Genomic DNA, 19,018 nt, shown 5'->3' with positions numbered 1-19,018 from the left:
CAGACGTGGGGGAAAAGTCCGCGCGCACGTGCGGGAAAACCCGCGGCCTACGCCGACACCTTGCCCAGGCCGAACTTCTCGACGCGGTAGCGGACCTGGTCGCGATTGAGGCCGAGCAGCGTCCCGGCGCGCGCGTGGTGACCGCCGGCCCGTTCGAGCGCCTGCACCACGAGGCTGCGTTCCAGTTCCTCGAGGTTCACGCCTTCGGCCGGCAGCGCCATACCCGCGGCCAGCGGCGGAGCCCCGGCCAACGCCGGGAAGTCGGCGGGCTCCAGCCAGGGATGCTCGCAGAGCAGCATGGCCCGCTCGACGGCGTTACGCAGTTCGCGGATGTTGCCCGGCCATCCGTACTCCTGCATTGCCTTGAGCGACTCCGGCGACGCGCCGCGCACCGACTTGCGGAACTCGCGATTGAACTGATCCACGTAGAAGACCACGAGCGCCGGGATGTCCTCGAGGTGCGAGCGCAACGCGGGCAGTTCGATGGGCAGGACGTTGAGGCGGTAGTAGAGGTCCGACCTGAAGAGGCCGCGCTTCACCTGCTCCTCGAGGTTCCTGTTGGTCGCCGCGATGATGCGCACGTCCACGCGCACGTCGTGCTGCCCGCCCACGCGCTTGAACGCCTTCTCCTCCAGCACGCGCAACAACTTGGCCTGCAGCGCGGGCACCATCTCGCCGATCTCGTCGAGGAACACGGTGCCGCCGTCGGCCGATTCGAGCAGGCCCCGCTTCTGCTGGCGCGCGTCGGTGAACGCACCCCGTTCGTGGCCGAACAGCTCGCTCTCGAGCAGCGTCTCGGGAATCGCCGAGCAGGTGATGTTCACGAACGGCTTGTGCGCGCGGTCGCTGTTGAAGTGCAGCACCTTGGCGGCGAGGTCCTTGCCCGTGCCGCTCTCGCCGGTGAGCAGCACCGTGGACGCCGGACTCATGGCCACCTTCTTCAGCAGCGCCTTCACCTCGATCATCCCGGGCGACTCGCCGATGATGCGCTCGGGCGCGAACGGCTGCGCCTTCTCGGCGCGCAGCTGGCGCACTTCGCGCCGCAGCTGCGTGGTCTCGAGCGCCTTGGCGACGAGATCGGAAATCGCGTCGATGTTGAACGGCTTGTTCGCGACGTGGTAGGCGCCCGTCTTCATCGCCTCGACGGCGGTGTCGACGGTGGCGTACGCGGTCAGCAGGATGACGACGATGTCGGGGTCGTAGTCCTTGATGTGGCGCAGCACCGAGACGCCGTCGGTGTCGGGCAGCTTGTAGTCGAGCAGGACGAGATCGACGCCATCCTGCACGCGCTGGATCGCCTCCTGCCCGGTGCCCGCCTCGATCACGCGCATCCCGTCGGCCTGCAGCCGCTCGGACAGCGACCACCGAATCAGCTGCTCATCGTCGGCGACGAGGATCGTCGGCATGGGGGGAGTATACCGGCCGGCAACGGGCAACCGGCAACGGGCAACCGGACGCCCGGGCTCGAACAGTTGTTCCGGTTTGCCGGTTGCCGCTCTCCCCGTCCTCCCTATGGCAGCGGATAGTTTCGTGGCACGCGCACGACGAGGGTGCCGGCGACGCGGTCGTGCCAGGACTGGCGTTCGGGGTCGCGCGTGATCGCGAGGACGCCGAGGCCGAAGGCGCCCAGGGAGAAGATGGCGACGAGGGCACGCACCAGGGCGTCCACCAGGCGCAGCTCCGCACCGTCGACGCGCACCACGCGCAACTGGCAGATGATCCCGCCGACGGTGGTCGACTTCCAGAGCCAGAACGCGATGTGGTACACGAGCAGCAGCGGCACGATGAAGTCATCGGGATCGCGCCCGCCGATCGTCGACGCGACGACCGCGACGATCAGTACGTCGAGCAGGAACGCGCCGGCGCGCGGGCCGAGGTCCGCGCGTGGAAACGCCAGCAGCGCGCGCCCGGCGGCCGACGGCGCCGCACCCGCCCGGGCCATCGGCGGCACGCCGGCGAACGCGGGTGGCGGCATGGCGAATCCGTCAGCACCACCTGACATGTCCAGCGGCGCGGCCGCCTCGTCGAATCCGGCCAGAGGAGCGGCACCGACGGCGGCCGTCTCGTAGGGCGTCCCCACGGGCGGCGGAGGTGGCGCGGGCGGCGGAACGCGCACGGGCGGCGGGTTCTCACGCCGGAACCCGCGCACGAACGCCATCGCGGCGGAGCCCAGCCCGAGCACGCTCGTCAGGCCCCACACCACGATGCCGAGCACGGGGATCATCGCGACGATGGTCAGCACCACGAAGCCGATGGCGAACGATCGCGTGCCTTCCATCCGGCTGTCGGGATCGTCCTGCTCGAACAGGCGGGATCCGATCCAGCGCCCCACGGCGATCTTGCCGACGATCCACGCGATGATCAGCGCGCCGAACAGCACGGGCAGCGCCGCCAGACCAATCACCGTCACGGCCAGCAATGCCACGACCGGTGCCGTCAGCACGATGACGAGCAGTCCGGCGAGGAACGTGCTCAGCGGGCGATCCACGATGATCGCGGTGGCCGACGCCGTGGCACGTGGGAAGAGCAGGTTGATGAGCGCCTGCACGAAGAACACGACGGCCACGATCCACCACACCCAGGCCATGTCCGGCACGATCAGCCGGCCGAGCAGCAGCCCGCGCGTGACGTACGGCACGACGAGCCGCGCCTGCGTGCCGATCACCGGAATACCGACGAGGATCTGCTCGCGACCCGGACGGAAGTCCGCCGGCGCGTCGACGGCTCCCGCCACGACGACGAGTTCGCCGCGTACCGTGGCGCCAGGCTCGATGGTGACGGTGCCGCCAACGACGACCAGCTGCCCCTCGACGAACGCCTCGGGGCCGAGACGCACGTCGCCGAGCGTGACCGACAGGTCGCCGCAGACGGCGCCCTCGACCACCGCGTTGCCGAGCACGACGGCGAAATCGCGCACGACCTCGCCCTGGCGCACCACGTGGTCCTGACCGAGACGGAACCCGGGGCCGGAGTGATAGCCGTCGCACGGTCCGTCGATACGCGTGATGCGCGCTCCCGCCTCGGGCGGAGGCACGGCCTCGCTGCGCACCGCCGGAGCGTTCGGCGCGGGTGACACCGGCGTATCGGACTGCGCGAACGCCGTTGCCGACATCGCGCACAGCACGATCGTGGACACCAGTCGGAGTCGTCTGGTCATGACTGGGAAGCCCCTCCAAGGGCGACGCGGCTCAGAGCCGCCAGACACACCGCGCACGCGGTGCACAACAGGACCGAAATCACCAGTGCGAAACGCGCCACGGGCGCCACGACGCCCGTCCACGTCAACTGCAACAACTTCATCAGCGCGTGGTTGGCTTCGGCGAGTGCCACCACGCGCGTCGTGCCTTCGTGGACGGGCGCGGGCAGCGACGGGGCGATCGCCGCCACGAGCGCGGGCCACTGCCACACGAGCACGCCCACCACCAGGCACAGCGCCGTCGCCGCCGCGACCTGTACCGGCCACGGCCATGTGAACCACGGACGACCGACCACCGGCGTCACGGCCGCCATCACGCGCGGCCGCAGCGTGCGTGGCGCGCGCGGTGGCGGCAACGCCGCGAGGGCCCGCTGCACCTGCCGTTCGAGTGCTCCCTCGTCTTTCGTCATGACAACCACCTGCGGAGCGCGAGGCGTCCGCGATGCATGTCCGTCTTCACCTTGCTCACCGACACGCCGAGCAGGCGGGCGATGTCGTCGTACCCATGCTGCTCGAAGTGGAACAGCACGATCGGCACGCGCTGGTGCGGTGGCAGTTCGCGCAACGCCGCTTCCAGCCGCGCCTGCCGCTCCGACTCGTCGAGGGCCTCGTCAGGCCCCGCGCCGGCGCTCGGCACGTCGTAGGTCGTGTCCGCCGTGTCGCCCATCTCGCTGAACAACCGCCACCGCGCCCGATGGCGCTCCAGGTGATTCAGGCAGAGATTGGTCGCCACCGCCTTGAGCCAACCCGCCACGCGCGCGTCGGAACCAATCGACGCGAACCGCTCGAACGCACGCAGGAACACCGTCTGGGCCACGTCTTCCGCGTCGGCCTCGTCGCCGAGCAGCCGAACGGCCACGGCGAAGACCATGTCCTGGTACTCACGAACGAACGCATCGAATTCGGCCGCGCCTGGCGCGCCCGTCGGGTCGCCACCGCCGGCCATCTACGTCACATACACGGGAGGATGGGGAAAGTTTCAGTAGAGATCCGGCAACCGGCAATCGGCAAGCCGGCAACCGGGGGACCATCGCCGCCACGGCGTGGGGGCCGGCCTTGCCCGGCCCCTTGCTACGGCGCGATGGCCGAGAGACCCGGCCCGGTCAGCTGGCCGGTGCGCATCACGCCATTGCGGATCTTGAACAAACCCGGGAAGCGGGGCTCCCATGCGGCGCTGGCCGAGGGTACGAACTGGCGCGCATTGGCTTCGATGCCGGCGTTGCCCGGCACGCGCGCGGCGATACCCGCCGACTGGATCAGCGACGCGCCGGGGCACGTGAGGTCCTGCACGCACAGGAACATGCCGTACTTCTGCGCGGCGGCCGCCATCAGCATCGCCTGGCTCTGCCCCTTGCACGCCTTCAGCGCCACGCCCGTGTACCCCATCTCGCGCGCGATGAGCAGCGACTCGAGGTCGATGAGCCCCTCGTCGACGACGACGGGGAGAAGCTTCGATGCCTCGTGCATGACGTTGGCGCGATCGGTGGCGAGGTCGCGCGACGTCGGCTGCTCCACGTACTTGATGCGGCGGAAGCCGTCCGGCGTTGCCTCGCGCACCTTGCGCAGCAGCGCGAGCAGGTACTCCACGTTCGGGCACCCCTCGTTGAAGTCGAGCAGGTAGTTCCAGTCGTCGACGCGCCTGGCGGTCATCGCCTCGCGCGCCACGCGATCGATCCGCGTGATGCGATCGAAGTCCTGCGCCTCGTTGCCGCCGTTCAACTTGATCTTGAAATGCGTCAGGCCGTCGCGCGCGATCCACTCCGCCAGCGTGTTCGGCAGCCCATCGTCGAGGCGCGTCTTCACGTCGGACGACTCGATGGCATCGCTCGCACCAACCGAATGGAAGACAGGCGTCTCGGCGCGCGGCGCAACGGGCACGTAGCGATCGAGGTATTCGCCGGCGAAGCGCGGACCGAGATCGCGCGAGAGATCGTGGCGCACGTGCGCCTTCGAATACGTGGCGTAGCTGCTGACGCCGAACGCCTTGCCGTAGGCGTCGTGGATCGCGGCGTCGAAGGGGCTGGCCACGACGAGCGTACACAGCGGCGGGATCGGGTGCGTCAGGGCACGCGTGCGCGTGAGGTCGACAGCGGCGCGCAGGTACGCCGGTTCGAGCACACGCCACAGATCGAGCGGATGCCCCTCCTCGTCGCACGCCGCGGTGAGCGTGCGGCACGACTCGGCGAGTGCCATCATCGCGCCGAGCCCCTCGTCCTGCGAGGCCTTCGGATACGCCCACGCGTTGCCGAGCGTCATCGATCCGAACCCCGTCGATTCGATGCCGCTGCCCGTGCGCACGCGCACGTGGACGTTCAGCAGCGTCACGCGATCGACCGAGCGTCCGCCGAACATGTACGGTGCGCGGTACGTGTGGCGCTCGAAGTCGTACGTGGCGTCAACGATCCGGATGTCCGTCGGTCGGCTCGCCCTGACGGCCTGAGAACCGGCGCTGCCGGTGCCCGATGCCCGGTGCCCGGTGCCCGGCGCGTGTGCCGCCGCAAGGGCGAGCGGCGCCACGCAGAAGCCGATCGCCTGACGACGAGTGACACCGGCACGCATGGCAGACGAAGGAGATGGTGGTGTGCTGTTCATTGTCGACACGTCCGTTCTACGTGGTCTCACCAGCAGACACAACAGCCTGTACCTGCGCATCGGTCACGCCCGCGAGACGCACGCGCTTCCGGCGCGCCCGCTCCCCGGACACGATCGCGACATGCCGCTTCGGGATGTCGAACGCCTCCGCGAGCACGTCGACGAGCGCGGCATTGGCCGCACCATCGACAGGCGCCGCCGCAAGCCGCACGAGCACCGCCCCGTCGCGCGTCCCCGCCACCCCCGACCGCACGGCCCGCGGAATCACGCGAACCTCGATCGTCACGCCCTCATCCTGCGCGCGCACCCGTGCAGTATCTCGCACCCTTCTCTCCTCTGTCCTAACATGGCCCCGTGCGCGCGCTGCTGGTGGAGGACGATTCCCGAATTGCGGAGTTCGTGGCCAATGGACTGCGTGAGGCGGGGTTCGTGGTGGATCGGGCCGCCGAGGGCGAGACGGGGCTGGATCTCGCGACGTTCGGCAAGCACGACGTGGCCATCGTCGACCTGATGCTGCCGCGGCTCGACGGCCTGGAGTTGATCCAGCGGATGCGCCAGCGCGGCGTGCTCACGCCCGTCCTCATCCTGAGCGCCAGGCACTCGGTCGACGACCGCGTCAACGGACTCACCGCCGGCGGCGACGACTACCTCACGAAGCCGTTCGCCTTCCCCGAACTCCTCGCGCGCGTGAACGCGCTGATCCGTCGCGCCACGCAGGCGCCTGTCGCCACGCAGCTCACCGTTGGTGACCTGCACCTCGATCTCGTGTCGCGGACGGCCACGCGCGAGGGCCGCGTCATCGAACTGCGTCCGCGCGAGTTCACGCTGCTGGAGTACCTGATGCGCCACGCGGGCCGCGTCGTCTCCAAGACGATGATCCTGTCGCACGTGTGGGACTACTCCTTCGATCCCGGCACCAACGTCGTCGACGTACTGGTGTTCCGCCTGCGCGAGAAGGTGGACCGCGGCTTCGAGTCGAAGCTGATTCACACCGTGCGCGGAGTGGGTTATGTCGTCAAGGTGGCGTGACGGCCTGCGCGACGCGCTCGGCCTGCGCCTCGCGCTCTGGTACGCGGTGGCCTTCGTGGCCAGTGCGCTGGCCCTCGTCGCGCTCACGTACGTCCTGCTCTCGGCATCACTTCGTCGCTACGATCACGACGCGATCGACACGGCCCTCGTGCAGTACGCCCGCGCGTACGTGCGCGGCGGCGTGCAGGCGCTGGCGCGCGAGATCCAGGACGGCACGCTCGCGATGGCGCCCGGCTCGATGCTGGTCCGCACCGTCGGCCCCGGACAGGAGCTGGTGTTCTACAGCATGCCGCAGCAATGGCGTCGCCTCGACCTCTCGCGGGTCGAGACACCTCGCCAATTGGGCGAGGAAACGTGGTCCACGCTGCCGATCGGTTCGACGGGCGAGGTGCTCGAAGTGGCATCGGTCAGGCTCGGCGACGGCACACTGCTCCAGGTGGGACGCAGCACCGAGCGTCGCAACGAAGTGCTCCAGCGATTCAGGCGCGTGCTGCTCATCGACCTCGCGCTCGTCCTGATAATCGCGTTCGCGGGTGGCGTGGCGATCACGTGGTCGGGCCTGCGGCCAGTGCGCGCGCTGGCCGACACGGTGCGCGGCATCGTCCGGACAGGACGCACCGATGCGCGCGTGCCGCCATCCAATCCCGACGATGCGCTGGGTGAGCTGGGAGGGCTGGTCAACGCGATGCTGGATCGGATCGATCGCGTGGTGACCGGCATGCGCGGCGCGCTCGACAACGTGGCGCACGACCTGCGCACGCCGCTCACGCGCCTGCGCGGAATCGCCGAATCGGCGCTCGCGTCGGGTGACGCCGAGCGCATGCGCGCGGCATTGGCCGAGTGCGTCGAAGAGGCAGACAGCGTGGACAGGATGCTGCACTCGCTGATGGACATCTCCGAAGCCGAGACGGGCACGATGGCGCTGCGACGCGAGCCCGTGGCGCTCGCGGACGTCGTGCGGCAGACGCTCGATCTCTATGAGGACGTGGCCGACGAGAACGGTCTGGTGATCGCCACCGACGTGGCACCCGATCTCGTCGTCTCCGTCGATCGCGCGCGCCTGCGCCAGGTGCTCGCCAATCTCGTCGACAACGCGGTGAAGTACACGGCACCCGGCGGGCGGATCGCGATCGACGGCCGCCGCGACGGCCACGAGGCGTCGATCGCCGTGACGGACACGGGCTCGGGCATCCCCGCCGACGAACTGCCGCACATCTGGGAACGCCTGTACCGTGGCGATCGCAGCCGCGCCACGCGCGGACTGGGCCTGGGCCTGAGCCTCGTGAAGGCCATCGTCGAAGCGCACGGCGGATCCGTTGCTGTCACGTCGACGACGGGTGTCGGCACGCGATTCGAGGTCCGTCTGCCCCTCGATGCGCCGTCCCTGTCACAGATGTAATCGCCGCGTAAGACTCGCGTAATCCTGTCTTCGTCAGAGATCTCAGGACCGGAATTCCTGACTTCCTTTCCCGAGGACCTATGGCTAGCGACTACATCAGATTCGGACGGAAGGGCGCGGCGGTGGGGGCGGTGCTCCTGACCGGCGTCCTTCTTGGATATTCGGCGGCGCCACAGGCGACCGTCACCAATCCTGCGCCCGTGGCGCACGAGGCAGGCAGCGCGACGCGCGCGCTCGGGCCTGCCACGCACTCCTATGCCGGCATCGTCGAGAGCGTGACGCCCGCCGTTGTCACCGTGCGGTCGGAGCGGCGCGTGCGGCAGGTGAGCCAGCCGATGCAGGACGACTGGCTGCGCGAGTTCTTCGGCGACCGCGTGCCGGCGCCCCGGCGCTCACCGAGGACCGGCGGGCTCGGTTCGGGCGTGATCGTTCGCGCCGACGGCTACGTGCTGACCAACCACCACGTGATCGACGGAGCCGAGCAGGTCACCGTGGAACTGACGGACGGGCGCAGCTTCAAGGCCGACGTCGTGGGTTCCGACGCCGCGAGCGATCTTGCGGTGTTGAAGCTGGAGAACGCGTCGAACCTGCGCACGCTCAGCCTCGGCGACTCGAACGCCGTGGCGGTTGGCGACGTGGTGCTTGCCGTGGGCAACCCGCTCGGCGTGGGTCAGACGGTGACGATGGGCATCGTGAGCGCGAAGGGCCGCGCCACCGGCGGCACGACCTACGAGGACTTCATCCAGACCGATGCGCCGATCAACCAGGGCAACTCCGGCGGTGCGCTCGTCAACACCGACGGTGAACTGATCGGCATCAACTCGCAGATCCTGTCGCCGTCGGGCGGCAACATCGGCATCGGCTTCTCGATTCCCGCCAACATGGCGCGCAACGTGATGACGCAGCTGATCGATCACGGCAGCGTGCGGCGCGGCATGCTCGGCGTGACGATTCAGCCCGTGACGTCCGAACTCGCGACGAGCCTCGGTCTGAGCGGCGCGCGTGGTGCGCTCGTGAACGGCGTGCAGCCGAACACGCCGGCGGCGTCGGCGGGCCTGCGACGCGGCGACGTGATCACGCGCGTCAACGGCGAGGACATCAAGGACTACAACGACGTGCGCAACCGTGTGGCGCAGACGCAGCCCGGCACCGAGCTGTCGCTCGACGTGGTGCGCGGCGGCAAGACGCAGGCGTTCACGGTGAAGGTCGGTGAGCTGAAGCCGACAGGCGACGAGGCACCGGCAGATGAACGCGGCGGTGCGACATCCGACACGACGGGCTTCGGCATGGGCGTGCAGCCCCTCACCCCCGCGCAGGCGCGCGAGCTCGGCATCGACGCGAACCGCGGCGTCCTCGTGGCCACGGTCGATGGCGACGGCCGCGCGGCGTCCGCAGGTCTGCGCGAAGGCGATGTCATCGAGGAGGTCGACGGCGCACCGGTCTCCAACGTCGAGTCGCTGCGCACCGCACTCACGAAGGGCGACCGCCCCGCCCTGCTCCTCGTCCACCGCGGCGAGAACACGATGTATCTCGCGCTTCCGAGAAAGTAGAAGCGCGAGATCCGGCAACCGGCAATCGGCAACGGGCAACCGGTGAAGTCTCCGGCCCCCTGGCACTGTCCGGTTGCCGGTTGCCCCTTGCCGGTTGCCGAACGATCCGGTGCCCGGTGCCCGCTGTCCGGACTACGGTCTTTGTATCGTCTTGTGCAGGCCGTTCAGCAGCATCAGCGCGGCCGTCGCGTAGTGGCTGTGGTACTCGGCCACCATTTCGCCCTTCACGATCACGGGGTCCGTACTCACGAGACGTCTGGCTTCGTCGAGATCGGTGGTGGCGAAGATGAAGAGGCCGCGCCAGCCATCGACGCCATCGAGCGGACCGGCCATCACCAGCTTCCCTTCATCGGCCAGGCGCGTCATGTTGGCGAAGTGCCCCTTGAACATCTCGTCGCGCTCGGGCCCCTTCGGCACGGGCGTCTGACTCGATCTGAGCAGCACGAACACGTAGCTCCGCATGCCACGTTCGTCCGCTCCTACGCGCGCCGCAAGCGCCGCGTCGTACGACGATGCCGGCTGCGGCGCCGCCGCCGGAGCTGCCGGTGTCTGCGCGAATGCCGATGCCGTCGCCAGCAGGGTCAGGACGAGAACAGTCACGAGGCGCATGCCCACGACGATACACCCACCCGCCTTCGCGCCTGCGGCGCTACGGCGCAGCAGGCCATGACGCGTAACTCCCCACATCGTAGGGGCCGGGCTTGCCCGGCCCGCGACACGGCGGATCGCGACGAACGGGCCGGGCAAGCCCGGCCCCTTGTCGCGCAGCGCCTCCATGGGCGACACGCGCGAGGCGCGGACAGCTGGGAGATAGCCGGCGGCAAGCGCGACGGTGACGAGAACGGCGGCAGTCGACACGAACGTCGTGACGTCCGTGGCCGACGTGTCGAACAGCAGCGCCGTCATCAGTCGCGTGAGGGCGAGCGAGGCAACGGTACCGATCGCAACGCCGATGGCTGCGATGACGAGCGTCTGGCGCACGACGCCCTGGCGGATGTCGCCGGCCGTCGCGCCGAGCGCCATGCGCACGCCGAACTCCTTCACGCGTTCGCCGACGCCGTATGCAATGGTGCTGTAAATCCCGAGGCACGCGAGCACGCGGTTCATCACGTCGGCGATGCGCTGCCAGTTGGTGGTCTCGGTGACGAGTTCGCGCTCGCCGCGCCGCGTGAGGCTGTAGAACTTCGCGCGGCGGTTGTTGTCGGACACACCCCACGCAGCCTCGATCCAGCCGCGGTTCTGCAGCCTGACGAGCGCCGCGTAGATGGTGCCCTGAAGGAGATCGAGCTTCGACGAGTCATGTGGCATCACCACACGACGGCACGCTCACTCATGTGCGATGTCAACAGAAGGACACCTGTGCCAGGGGCTCACCCCTGGTGACGGCAGGGAATCGGCTACCATCGCCAACGCGCTCCGGTGCCCTTCGATCTGGCTGTGCCAGCGCATCAGCCGCTCGGCCACGATCCCCCGCGGCTGCCCCGTGTCCCGCCCCGTCGCCACCAGTCGCGTGCTGTGCTCGCTCGTCGGCAGGTCCGGATTGACCGTGACTCGGGTCACTCCCGGGCCGGCCGGGATCGGCACCGTCCTGGTGAGCAGCACCGCGCCCGTGGCGCCATAGAACGTCATCGCGACATTGACCGCCTCGTCCGACGGGTTGAAGATCGCGAACGACTCCTGGAAGTGCACCGACAGTCCCGTCGCCCCTTCCGCGCACAGCCACGTCGACGAGGGACGCACGCCTTCGGTGGCCTCGCCCGCCGGCCACCCGCTCCCGTGGTAGTTCCACTTCTTGCTATTCAGGAAACCATTCGTCCCACCAAGGATGATTTTTCATCGCTGGCTCGCGTTGCAGCAGGAGATCTCGAACGTGATGTCGAAACTTTCGCACCGCTCCGATCATCTCGGTTGCCGGTACGATCTCGGCGTTCTCGGGCAAGAGCGTTGATGACACACGCATCGTCCATCCTGATCGCTCGAATTCCAGGCGACCTCCGTCCGCGACGTGACAAGTCGATGACTCTCCATGCTTCAACTGGAGAACAGCTCCGGCCATGTGCACCGCAAATCCAAGGATGGGTTGCGGGTACCATGTTTCGTTCGCTCCAGGGAACGCGAGCATGTTCGTGGCACCAACGACAAAGCTCACAGGCATCACGAAATATGTCTCCTCGAGAGCTGCCGGGTTCGCGCTATTCGGACTCTCGGACAAATCCCGTGTTAGTTCCGCTTCGTCTACTTTGAACTCGAGCACAATCATGGGACACGAATAGGATACGCCGTAATCACGGAGCCTGCCGCATCGGTAACGATTCGTAAGCCTGATGTTGCACTACCAGCGTGGTCCGTCCCGATCGCGCGACCCATATTCACGTCCAGGACTCGCGACGCCCCCTCAACCCGCCATGCGGTACTACCTCGCGTAGCTTCACTGACCAGCGCACGAATCTCGCTTGGCCCCATTCCCTGCGCGAACCTCGACACCGAAGTTGTCGTGACCGCATTTGACGCGTGCCGCAGCAAGATGTGCTCCATGCCGGCCTTTGCGCTGCCCATTGGAATCTTGATCGCGGCCGGTAGTGCCTTTACGGCGGTTTGCCGGAGACCGCCTACGATGCCACCTGCGTTCAGTACGTCCGAGACGATGTCGCTGGTTGTGACGTTGCCGTTGGGCTCCGTCAGCGTCGTGGGGTCGATTTTGCCAAAGCCCGCAGCATTCGGATACTTCTCGAGGACCGTGGGGCCGTCCCACGTGTCCGCCGCGGGCCCACCCACCGGTGCCACCATGCGGTCACGTAGCCACGCGAGCATGTCGGCAACGGCCGAAGCGGTCCACGCACTACCGCCCTCACTGCCCCCACCTGCGCGAGCAGACACGCACACGACTTGCGTGTCCACCGTCTGCCCGTCGAGTTCGATCTGGATCCACGAGTTGCAGTCCGCTGCCGCCAACCGCCCATCGGGATCGATCATCACCAGTGGACTGTTCAGCGCATAGGCATAGCGATTCCACCGCTGCGGATTGCCGACGGCGCCCGCATACAGCGGGTCGACACTGGGCATCCGGCCAATCGCGGCCAGGTACAGGCGTGCGCCGAAGTAGTCGACGCCCACCTCGCCATCCCGCTCGTGGCCCGTGTACTGTTCGCGCGGCTGCGGGCCGGTCGTCGTGCTCGCCGCCGCCCCGAACGGTTCGTAGTCGGCGCGGCTGACTACTGCCCCCGCTGCGTCGAACAACACCCGCACCGACCCCAGCGCGTCCAGCCCGTAGTACCGGAACCGCGGCCCGCCGCCCCCGCCCGGCTGCAGCATCCCGCCCGCGTCGCCGTGGGACGGCGGAGCGGACAACGCCGCCCAGGGGACGGCGTCGCCCGACAGCGGTGTGTCCGCCGGCAGGCCGGCGCGGAGCACGGGCGCCGGGAGCAGCGTCGGCGGGATCGCCCCGTCCGCTCGCTCGTCAGCCATCGCACCGGTCGAGCCGATCAGCGCCAGGACCAGCACGCCCAGCAGCCGTCTGATGTAAGCCCTCACGCGATGCGCGCTCATGGCCGTTTCCCCAGCGTCAGGTGCGACCCGTGCCACGTACTACTGCTCTGGACCTCTGCTCCGCCCCCCGCCAGACTCCCCGGCACCGGCTTGCCCACCACCACCGCCGCCGTCTCGGCCGTCCCCACCACCGGCGGCAGCTCCACCCCCTCGGTCAGCGTGTACGGCGCCGGCCCGCCGCTGCCCACGGCGCTCGTCTGCGCCTCGCTCGCCTCCGGACCGCCGCTCTGCAGGCTGGCCCCCGTCGGCCAGTACATCGCCCGCTCCGCCACGATCGCCTGCGTGCTCGTCACCTCCGTCGTGAACGCCTGCGCCCCCGCTGTCCCGTTCGCCCACACCGTCCCCCGCACCCCCGGCGGCACCCCCAGGACATCACTCCCGATCACCGCCCCGGCCGCCGTTCGGTACGTCAGCGTCACCGTCGCCGACACCGTCGACAGGTTCGTCACCAGGAAGTACGTCTCGAACGGCGCGCTGCCCGCCCCTTCCGCGAACCGCCACGCCGTCCCCGTCCCGCTGAACGTCGGTGCCCCCGGGCCCGCGTGCCCGATCGTCCACGCCGGCCCGGCATACACCATCCGTTCGGCCACGATCGCCGTCGGCGTCAGCGCGTAGACCTCCAGCCCGAACCCGCCGGCCGGTACCGACGACGGCGTGGCCACCACCACCCGGCCCAGAGCCGGGATGCCCACGTCCTGGGTGTAGATCGACCCGTTCTCGTGCCGGTACGCGAACCGCACCGTCGCCGCCACCGCGGTCGGGTTCCACACCGCCACGTACGTCGTGAAGAACCCCTTGCCGCCTTCGGCAAACGCCCACGACCCCTGCGCCGCCGGCACGCCCGCACTCCGGGGCCCTGCGATCTGGCTGTTCCAGCGCATCAGCCGCTCGGCCACGATCCCCCGTGGCTGCCCCGTATCCCGGCCGGTCGCCACCAGCCGCGTGCTGTGCTCGCTCGTCGGCAGGTCCGGATTCACCGCCACCCGCGTCACCCCCGGCCCGGCCGAGATCGGTACCGTCTTGGTGAGCAGCACCGCGCCCGTCGCCCCGTAGAACGTCATCGCGACGTTCACCGCTTCGTCCGACGGGTTGAAGATCGCGAACGACTCCTGGAAGTTCACCGAGAGCCCCGTCGCCCCCTCCGCGAACAGCCATGTCGACGAGGGGCGCACCCCTTCGGTGGCCTCGCCCGCCGGCCACCCGCTCCCGTGGTAGTTCGACAGTTCCGCCACCAACGGCCGCGCCGCGTCCTGCGTCTGCACCACCGCCGCGTGCGGCGTGTTGGCGATCACGAACGGGTCGGCGTTGACGTGCAGCCCGATCCGCTGTTTCGCGCTGAGGGCATACGTGCGCTTCACGCCCTTGCCGCTCGGCTGCACGTACGTCACCCGCGCCGTCACCGCCACCGGGTGCGGGTTGTAGATCAGCAGATAGGTCGCGTCGGACGTCGACGTGTGCGCCAGCGCGAAGTAGTCGCCCGGCAGCGTCGGATCGATCGCCTCACGCCGCCCATCGTCATCGACGATCGTGACCTGGCCGATCGCGCCGGCCGTGGCGTGGGTCAGGCCGCTCAACACGAAGCTGAATTTCTCGTTCGGCTCCGCGTACGCGTCGTTGACCAGTGGTACGTCGAAGAAGCGCTCGACGGTGCCCGGGTCGAACGTCAGCACGGCCGACGTGTGCACGTAGTCGTGCGTCGCAACCGCTTCGCCGGGAGTCGTCGTCACCGTGGCCGTGACCGTATAGCCACTCACGCCCGAGAGTTGCACGTACACTCGCACGGTCCCCGCGCTCTCGTTGGCCGACGTCGCGAGCACCTTGACCGCCACCGGCGGATCGTCGTCGAGGATCGACACGACGTGCGACGTGACGGCACCGAGCACGGCGCTCGTGGCCCCGGTCAGCCGCACCACGAACGTCTCCGTGGGTTCGTCGAGCGTGTCGTTCACCACCGGGACGAACGCGCCGATGACGGTGCCGCTTGCCGCCCCGGCCGGGAACGTCATCATGCCGGCGGTGACCGGTGTGTAGTCCGCACCCGGCGTGGCGGTCCCCGATGACGGTGTCACCGGCGTCTCCCACCGCACCGTGACGGGGCACGCCAGCGCCGCGCCCGTGGCCGTCGTGACCCGGACGCCCGCACCGACGCTGCCGACGTTCTCGTTCGGACTGCTGGATGGCGAGACGAACTCGACCACAGGTGAGCTCAGGTCGGCCTCGAAGGCGCCGAGCAGCCGCCCGCCCGCGTAGATCGTGTCCGCCGTCCACTCCAGGGCGCCTGTTGCACAGGACTTGCGGTAGCGGCTGAGCGTCGACGCGCCCAGCGCCGAGCGCAACGAGTAGTCCGTAGTCACGGCGGTCCCGACGGTGACCTGCCGCTTGATGCGCCACTCGTCGGCGTCGTAAACGTTCAGGAGCGACGCCCCTGGCGCCGTGACCTGCGTGGGCAGGCCGGTGGCGGTGTAGCCGAAGCTCGTGGTCCCGCTCGCGTGCGTGTACGTCAGCGTGCGCCCGTCCGCGCCATAGGTGAAGGAGGCGGAGGCGAGTCCGGTGATCTGCTGGAGACGCCGCGACGGATTCGCATAGTCGTAGGTGAACGACCCGTGCGGCGCGCGCCCTTCGGTCAGGCGATCTCCGTTTGCCGCGTACGTCCAGGTGATCGCCCCGTAGACGCCCTGCGCGGACGTCAGGCGCCCGAGCGGGTCGTAGCCGAACGTCTGGGAATGGCCCGGCCGGGCGTCGCCGATGGTGGTGACCAGCGAGGCGCGATCGTAGCCGTAGTCGAGACTCAGGGTGTTGGGCGCGGTGACAGGCCCGGCCGACAGCAGGTCCACGCGATCGCGCGTGTCGTACGTGATCGCGTGCTTCACGGGACCTGTCGTGTACGACGTCAGGTTCCCGGTTTCCGCGTCATACGTGAACGTGGCGTACGGCGCGCCCAGCCACTTGACGGCGGTGAGCCGGCCGGCCGCCGCGTATTCGTACGTGGCCGTGTGCCACGACGGGTACTTCAGCGTGATGAGGCGGTCCAGGTTGTCGTAGGTATAGGTCGAGCCGAACGTGATGCCATCGACCGTGTCGGCGCGCTGCGAGGGACGCCCCGCGGTGTCGAACTGCGTGGCCGTTGTCACGCCGCCGAACGTGCGCTGAGACACGCGGCCCAGCGCGTCGTAGGTCACGCTCAGGTCGTACGACGTCCCGGGCGCGTCGCGTCCGACGAGCCGATGCGCGTTGTCGTACGTGTAGGTAAGCGTTTCGCTCAGCGGCGTGGTCACGCTCGCGAGCGTGCCCACAGGGTTCCACGTGTAGGTGGTCGTCCCGCTCTCCGGGTGGGTCTCCGATATGAGCCGCCCCGCGCTGTTGTACGTCCACGTGCGTATGCCGCTCACAGGACCAGCCGTGGCCGTCAGCGCGCCCGCCGCGTCGTAGGTGTACGTCGTCTCCTGGTTGGCCGCGTCGCGTACCATCTCCAACTGCCCGCCGCCGGGGCCGCTGTCGCTGTAATAGTGGTAGACCGTCTTCCGGCCTTCCGGATCGGTGATCCACGTCTCGGTGCCGTTGTACGTGTACAGCGTCTGGCTCGTGCCGTCTGCCGCGACCTGTCGCGTCGGGCGATCCAGCGCGTCGTATTCGTATGCGACGGAGCGCGTACCGGTTCCGGTGGTGTAGGGCAGATAGCTGCGCGTGACGCGCCCGATCGCGTCGTACTCCTGCCGTGTCTGCACACCATGGGCGTCCTGCGTGCGGATGGGTCTGCCGAAACCATCCACGTATGTCCTGACGTGCGTGCCACCGCGTTTCTGCTGGCTGTACCCACCAGCGGCCGCGGCATAGCTGAATTCCGTGAACTCCGCGTCGCCTGGCGGCGTCACCCGCGTCACTCGCATCAGATCGTCGTACTTGAATGTTGTCGTCAGGCCGCCGTTCAGCGGCCCCACTGTTTCCACCGCCACAGTGCCGTCCGCGCTGATCGTGCGCGTCACGTCCGCGCCGGTCGTGAGGCCCGCATTCGGCGCGTCGATCGTCGCCACCACACCGTAGTTGTAGGTGAACGTGGTGGTCTTGCCCGCCGCGTCGGTCACCGTGCTGACGTTGCCCTGGGTGGTTCGCGTGAAACTGGTCGACACGCCGCGGACGGTCTGCTGCGTCGGGAAGCCCGTCGCTGCCTGATACGTGGCCGACGACACCAGCGACTGACTGCCCACGCTCACCGTCGTGGAAGCCACGCGATCGCGGATGTACGGCGTCGAACCGGTGCCGTACCAGAACGTCTGCGTCGTCGTCCTGGCGCGCGCCGGGAGCGGGTGATACCAGGACACGACCTGCTTCGGCCTGAAGTAGTCGTTGTAGCGGTACGGCAGCGTGTCGTCGTACGTGAACACGCTGTGCCAGATTCGCGGCCCCTGCGTCAGCGTCGTCTGGAGCACGATGGCCTTGCGCACCTCTGGTGCACCCCACACGCCGCTCGGCAGCGGCTCCACGTTGTCGTCCGACACGGGCAGCGACCAGCCCCAGGTCGTGAGTGATTCCTGCAGCACGTTGGAGGACAGATCCTCGACGGTCTGCCGATCGATCGCTCCCACGAGCCAGGGGGCGAACTCGGCCATCCCGCCGCCCTGGTGCAGCCCGATGCCGCGGTAGCGATACGTCTCGCGACGGGTCGGCCCCGTGACGACGGAGATGTTCTCGTACGGGCCGGTACGGTACGCGAACGACCACGTACCATTGCTCGCGCCGGGCGTCAGCCCTATCGTGCGCGAGAACACGCCGCGCGTACTCAGCGTCGTGTCGTAGTCCCACACGTGCGTGTTGATGTCGCCGTAGGTGTAGCGGACCTCACCGCCCAGCGGCCCGGCGACCGTCAGCAACTCCGGGCCCGGCAACGTCGTGCGGTACGTGAACGTCCACGACGTGCCCGCCACGGGCCCCGACGTGCCGGTGAGCCACACCTGCGTCGGATGCCCCGATGGCTCGATGTGCGTGTACGTCCACGTCCGCCCCGCGTACTGCATCGTCGCCAGGGCATACCCGTAGACGAGCGGCGTCACCGTGAACGTGACCACGCGCGTCTGGCTGTCGATGATCTGCGTGATCTGCTTCACGCCGTCGGTCGGTCCCTGGTTGCTGGCGAAATACTGGAACTGCAGCTTGTTGTTGTACTGGTCGCGGATCTCCGTGACGTAGCGGACCTGTCCCTCATCGGCGTCGACGGCGCCGATATGGCCGAAGACGTAGATGAGGCCGTTCGGCAGGCGCAGCGTGTGCGTGGACGCGTTGTAGCGCCACAACTCCGCGGTCACCAGATTGCCGAACGTGTTGTCGGGATCGCCCGGAAGCGCGTTGTACAGGGCATGCCCGCTGCCGTCGCCCATCTCGATCGCCCGCTGCCCGGGCGTGCTCGCGTGCAACACGCGTCCGAAGTGCAGCGACCAGCCGAGTCCCACCCACCGGCGCGGCTTGAAGTGATTGGGCGTGTCGTGGTAATCGCGGTGGATCTTGCTGTTGTAAACCCGCTGCACGCGCAGGTTGAGGCCTGCGTTCCCCGGGAGTTCGAGATCCGTGAACGTGAGGAGCAGGTTGCCCGAGAACGGATCCACGTGCTCGAACGGCACGACCGAGTGCGTTCCTCGCAAGGGCGAGAGTCCCGACGCCCCAAGGGCACCCTGCCCAGACGCCGGTGCGACACCGCCCCACAGCCCCGCGGTG

The 19,018-nt window shown here is 68.7% G+C and carries 14 protein-coding genes; 3 read left to right on the top strand and 11 right to left on the bottom strand.

What is annotated here, in order from left to right:
• Nucleotides 1-47 precede the first annotated feature (47 nt).
• The 6 genes from IT182_00310 to IT182_00285 form a co-directional block, all read right to left on the bottom strand.
• Nucleotides 48-1,406, bottom strand: a complete 1,359-nt coding sequence (locus IT182_00310) for a sigma-54-dependent Fis family transcriptional regulator (GenBank protein MCC6161778.1) — start codon at nucleotides 1,404-1,406, stop codon at nucleotides 48-50.
• Between the two features lie 104 nt (nucleotides 1,407-1,510).
• Nucleotides 1,511-3,157: an RDD family protein gene (locus tag IT182_00305; GenBank protein MCC6161777.1), complete on the bottom strand. Its 1,647-nt coding sequence runs from the start codon at nucleotides 3,155-3,157 to the stop codon at nucleotides 1,511-1,513.
• Complete coding sequence (locus IT182_00300; GenBank protein MCC6161776.1) at nucleotides 3,154-3,606, bottom strand: hypothetical protein; 453 nt, start codon at nucleotides 3,604-3,606, stop codon at nucleotides 3,154-3,156. Before IT182_00300 ends, IT182_00305 begins: the two co-directional genes overlap by 4 nt.
• The gene (locus IT182_00295; GenBank protein ID MCC6161775.1) at nucleotides 3,603-4,142 is read right to left on the bottom strand and encodes a sigma-70 family RNA polymerase sigma factor; all 540 of its coding nucleotides are present in this window, start codon (nucleotides 4,140-4,142) and stop codon (nucleotides 3,603-3,605) included. The genes IT182_00300 and IT182_00295 overlap by 4 nt, the downstream gene beginning before the upstream one ends.
• 125 nt (nucleotides 4,143-4,267) lie before the next feature.
• A complete protein-coding gene (locus IT182_00290; protein MCC6161774.1) occupies nucleotides 4,268-5,755 on the bottom strand; it encodes a hypothetical protein in 1,488 nt (495 codons plus the stop codon).
• A 49-nt stretch (nucleotides 5,756-5,804) separates the two neighbouring features.
• On the bottom strand, nucleotides 5,805-6,095 hold the full coding sequence (locus IT182_00285) for a DUF167 domain-containing protein (GenBank protein MCC6161773.1): 291 nt from the start codon (nucleotides 6,093-6,095) through the stop codon (nucleotides 5,805-5,807).
• Nucleotides 6,096-6,142: 47 nt separating this feature from the next.
• Between IT182_00285 and IT182_00280 the strand changes: the two genes are divergently transcribed.
• The 3 genes from IT182_00280 (at nucleotide 6,143) to IT182_00270 (ending at nucleotide 9,766) form a co-directional block, all read left to right on the top strand.
• Nucleotides 6,143-6,817: a response regulator transcription factor gene (locus IT182_00280; GenBank protein ID MCC6161772.1), complete on the top strand. Its 675-nt coding sequence runs from the start codon at nucleotides 6,143-6,145 to the stop codon at nucleotides 6,815-6,817.
• Nucleotides 6,798-8,216 carry a HAMP domain-containing protein gene (locus tag IT182_00275; GenBank protein ID MCC6161771.1) on the top strand — a complete coding sequence of 473 codons (1,419 nt, stop codon included), beginning with the start codon at nucleotides 6,798-6,800 and terminating at the stop codon, nucleotides 8,214-8,216. Before IT182_00280 ends, IT182_00275 begins: the two co-directional genes overlap by 20 nt.
• A gap of 80 nt (nucleotides 8,217-8,296) precedes the next feature.
• Nucleotides 8,297-9,766 carry a DegQ family serine endoprotease gene (locus IT182_00270; protein MCC6161770.1) on the top strand — a complete coding sequence of 490 codons (1,470 nt, stop codon included), beginning with the start codon at nucleotides 8,297-8,299 and terminating at the stop codon, nucleotides 9,764-9,766.
• A gap of 132 nt (nucleotides 9,767-9,898) precedes the next feature.
• Here the strand turns inward: IT182_00270 and IT182_00265 are convergent, their stop codons facing one another.
• From IT182_00265 to IT182_00245, 5 genes are read right to left on the bottom strand one after another with little or no spacing between them, the layout of a single operon-like run.
• Nucleotides 9,899-11,074, bottom strand: a complete 1,176-nt coding sequence (locus tag IT182_00265; protein MCC6161769.1) for an FtsX-like permease family protein — start codon at nucleotides 11,072-11,074, stop codon at nucleotides 9,899-9,901.
• Nucleotides 11,075-11,092: 18 nt separating this feature from the next.
• Complete coding sequence (locus IT182_00260; GenBank protein ID MCC6161768.1) at nucleotides 11,093-11,506, bottom strand: hypothetical protein; 414 nt, start codon at nucleotides 11,504-11,506, stop codon at nucleotides 11,093-11,095.
• Between the two features lie 55 nt (nucleotides 11,507-11,561).
• Nucleotides 11,562-12,026, bottom strand: a complete 465-nt coding sequence (locus IT182_00255) for a hypothetical protein (GenBank protein MCC6161767.1) — start codon at nucleotides 12,024-12,026, stop codon at nucleotides 11,562-11,564.
• On the bottom strand, nucleotides 12,023-13,312 hold the full coding sequence (locus IT182_00250; GenBank protein MCC6161766.1) for an RHS repeat-associated core domain-containing protein: 1,290 nt from the start codon (nucleotides 13,310-13,312) through the stop codon (nucleotides 12,023-12,025). The genes IT182_00255 and IT182_00250 overlap by 4 nt, the downstream gene beginning before the upstream one ends.
• Complete coding sequence (locus IT182_00245; GenBank protein ID MCC6161765.1) at nucleotides 13,309-18,945, bottom strand: hypothetical protein; 5,637 nt, start codon at nucleotides 18,943-18,945, stop codon at nucleotides 13,309-13,311. Before IT182_00245 ends, IT182_00250 begins: the two co-directional genes overlap by 4 nt.
• Between the last annotated feature and the right edge of the window lie 73 nt (nucleotides 18,946-19,018).

Source organism: Acidobacteriota bacterium (assembly GCA_020845575.1).
GTDB lineage: Bacteria > Acidobacteriota > Vicinamibacteria > Vicinamibacterales > Vicinamibacteraceae > Luteitalea.
The sequence above is the reverse complement of the archived record's forward strand: the minus strand, read 5'-3'. Positions and strand labels throughout refer to the sequence as shown.

What these genes read in the sequence shown, in the direction of transcription:
- IT182_00290 (MCC6161774.1), bottom strand. Translation starts at nt 5,755, where the DNA reads ATGCGTGCCGGTGTCACTCGTCGTCAGGCGATCGGCTTCTGCGTGGCG.
- IT182_00295 (MCC6161775.1), bottom strand. Translation starts at nt 4,142, where the DNA reads ATGGCCGGCGGTGGCGACCCGACGGGCGCGCCAGGCGCGGCCGAATTC.
- IT182_00265 (MCC6161769.1), bottom strand. Translation starts at nt 11,074, where the DNA reads ATGCCACATGACTCGTCGAAGCTCGATCTCCTTCAGGGCACCATCTAC.
- IT182_00300 (MCC6161776.1), bottom strand. Translation starts at nt 3,606, where the DNA reads ATGACGAAAGACGAGGGAGCACTCGAACGGCAGGTGCAGCGGGCCCTC.
- IT182_00310 (MCC6161778.1), bottom strand. Translation starts at nt 1,406, where the DNA reads ATGCCGACGATCCTCGTCGCCGACGATGAGCAGCTGATTCGGTGGTCG.
- IT182_00275 (MCC6161771.1), top strand. Translation starts at nt 6,798, where the DNA reads ATGTCGTCAAGGTGGCGTGACGGCCTGCGCGACGCGCTCGGCCTGCGC.
- IT182_00305 (MCC6161777.1), bottom strand. Translation starts at nt 3,157, where the DNA reads ATGACCAGACGACTCCGACTGGTGTCCACGATCGTGCTGTGCGCGATG.
- IT182_00255 (MCC6161767.1), bottom strand. Translation starts at nt 12,026, where the DNA reads ATGATTGTGCTCGAGTTCAAAGTAGACGAAGCGGAACTAACACGGGAT.
- IT182_00270 (MCC6161770.1), top strand. Translation starts at nt 8,297, where the DNA reads ATGGCTAGCGACTACATCAGATTCGGACGGAAGGGCGCGGCGGTGGGG.
- IT182_00250 (MCC6161766.1), bottom strand. Translation starts at nt 13,312, where the DNA reads ATGAGCGCGCATCGCGTGAGGGCTTACATCAGACGGCTGCTGGGCGTG.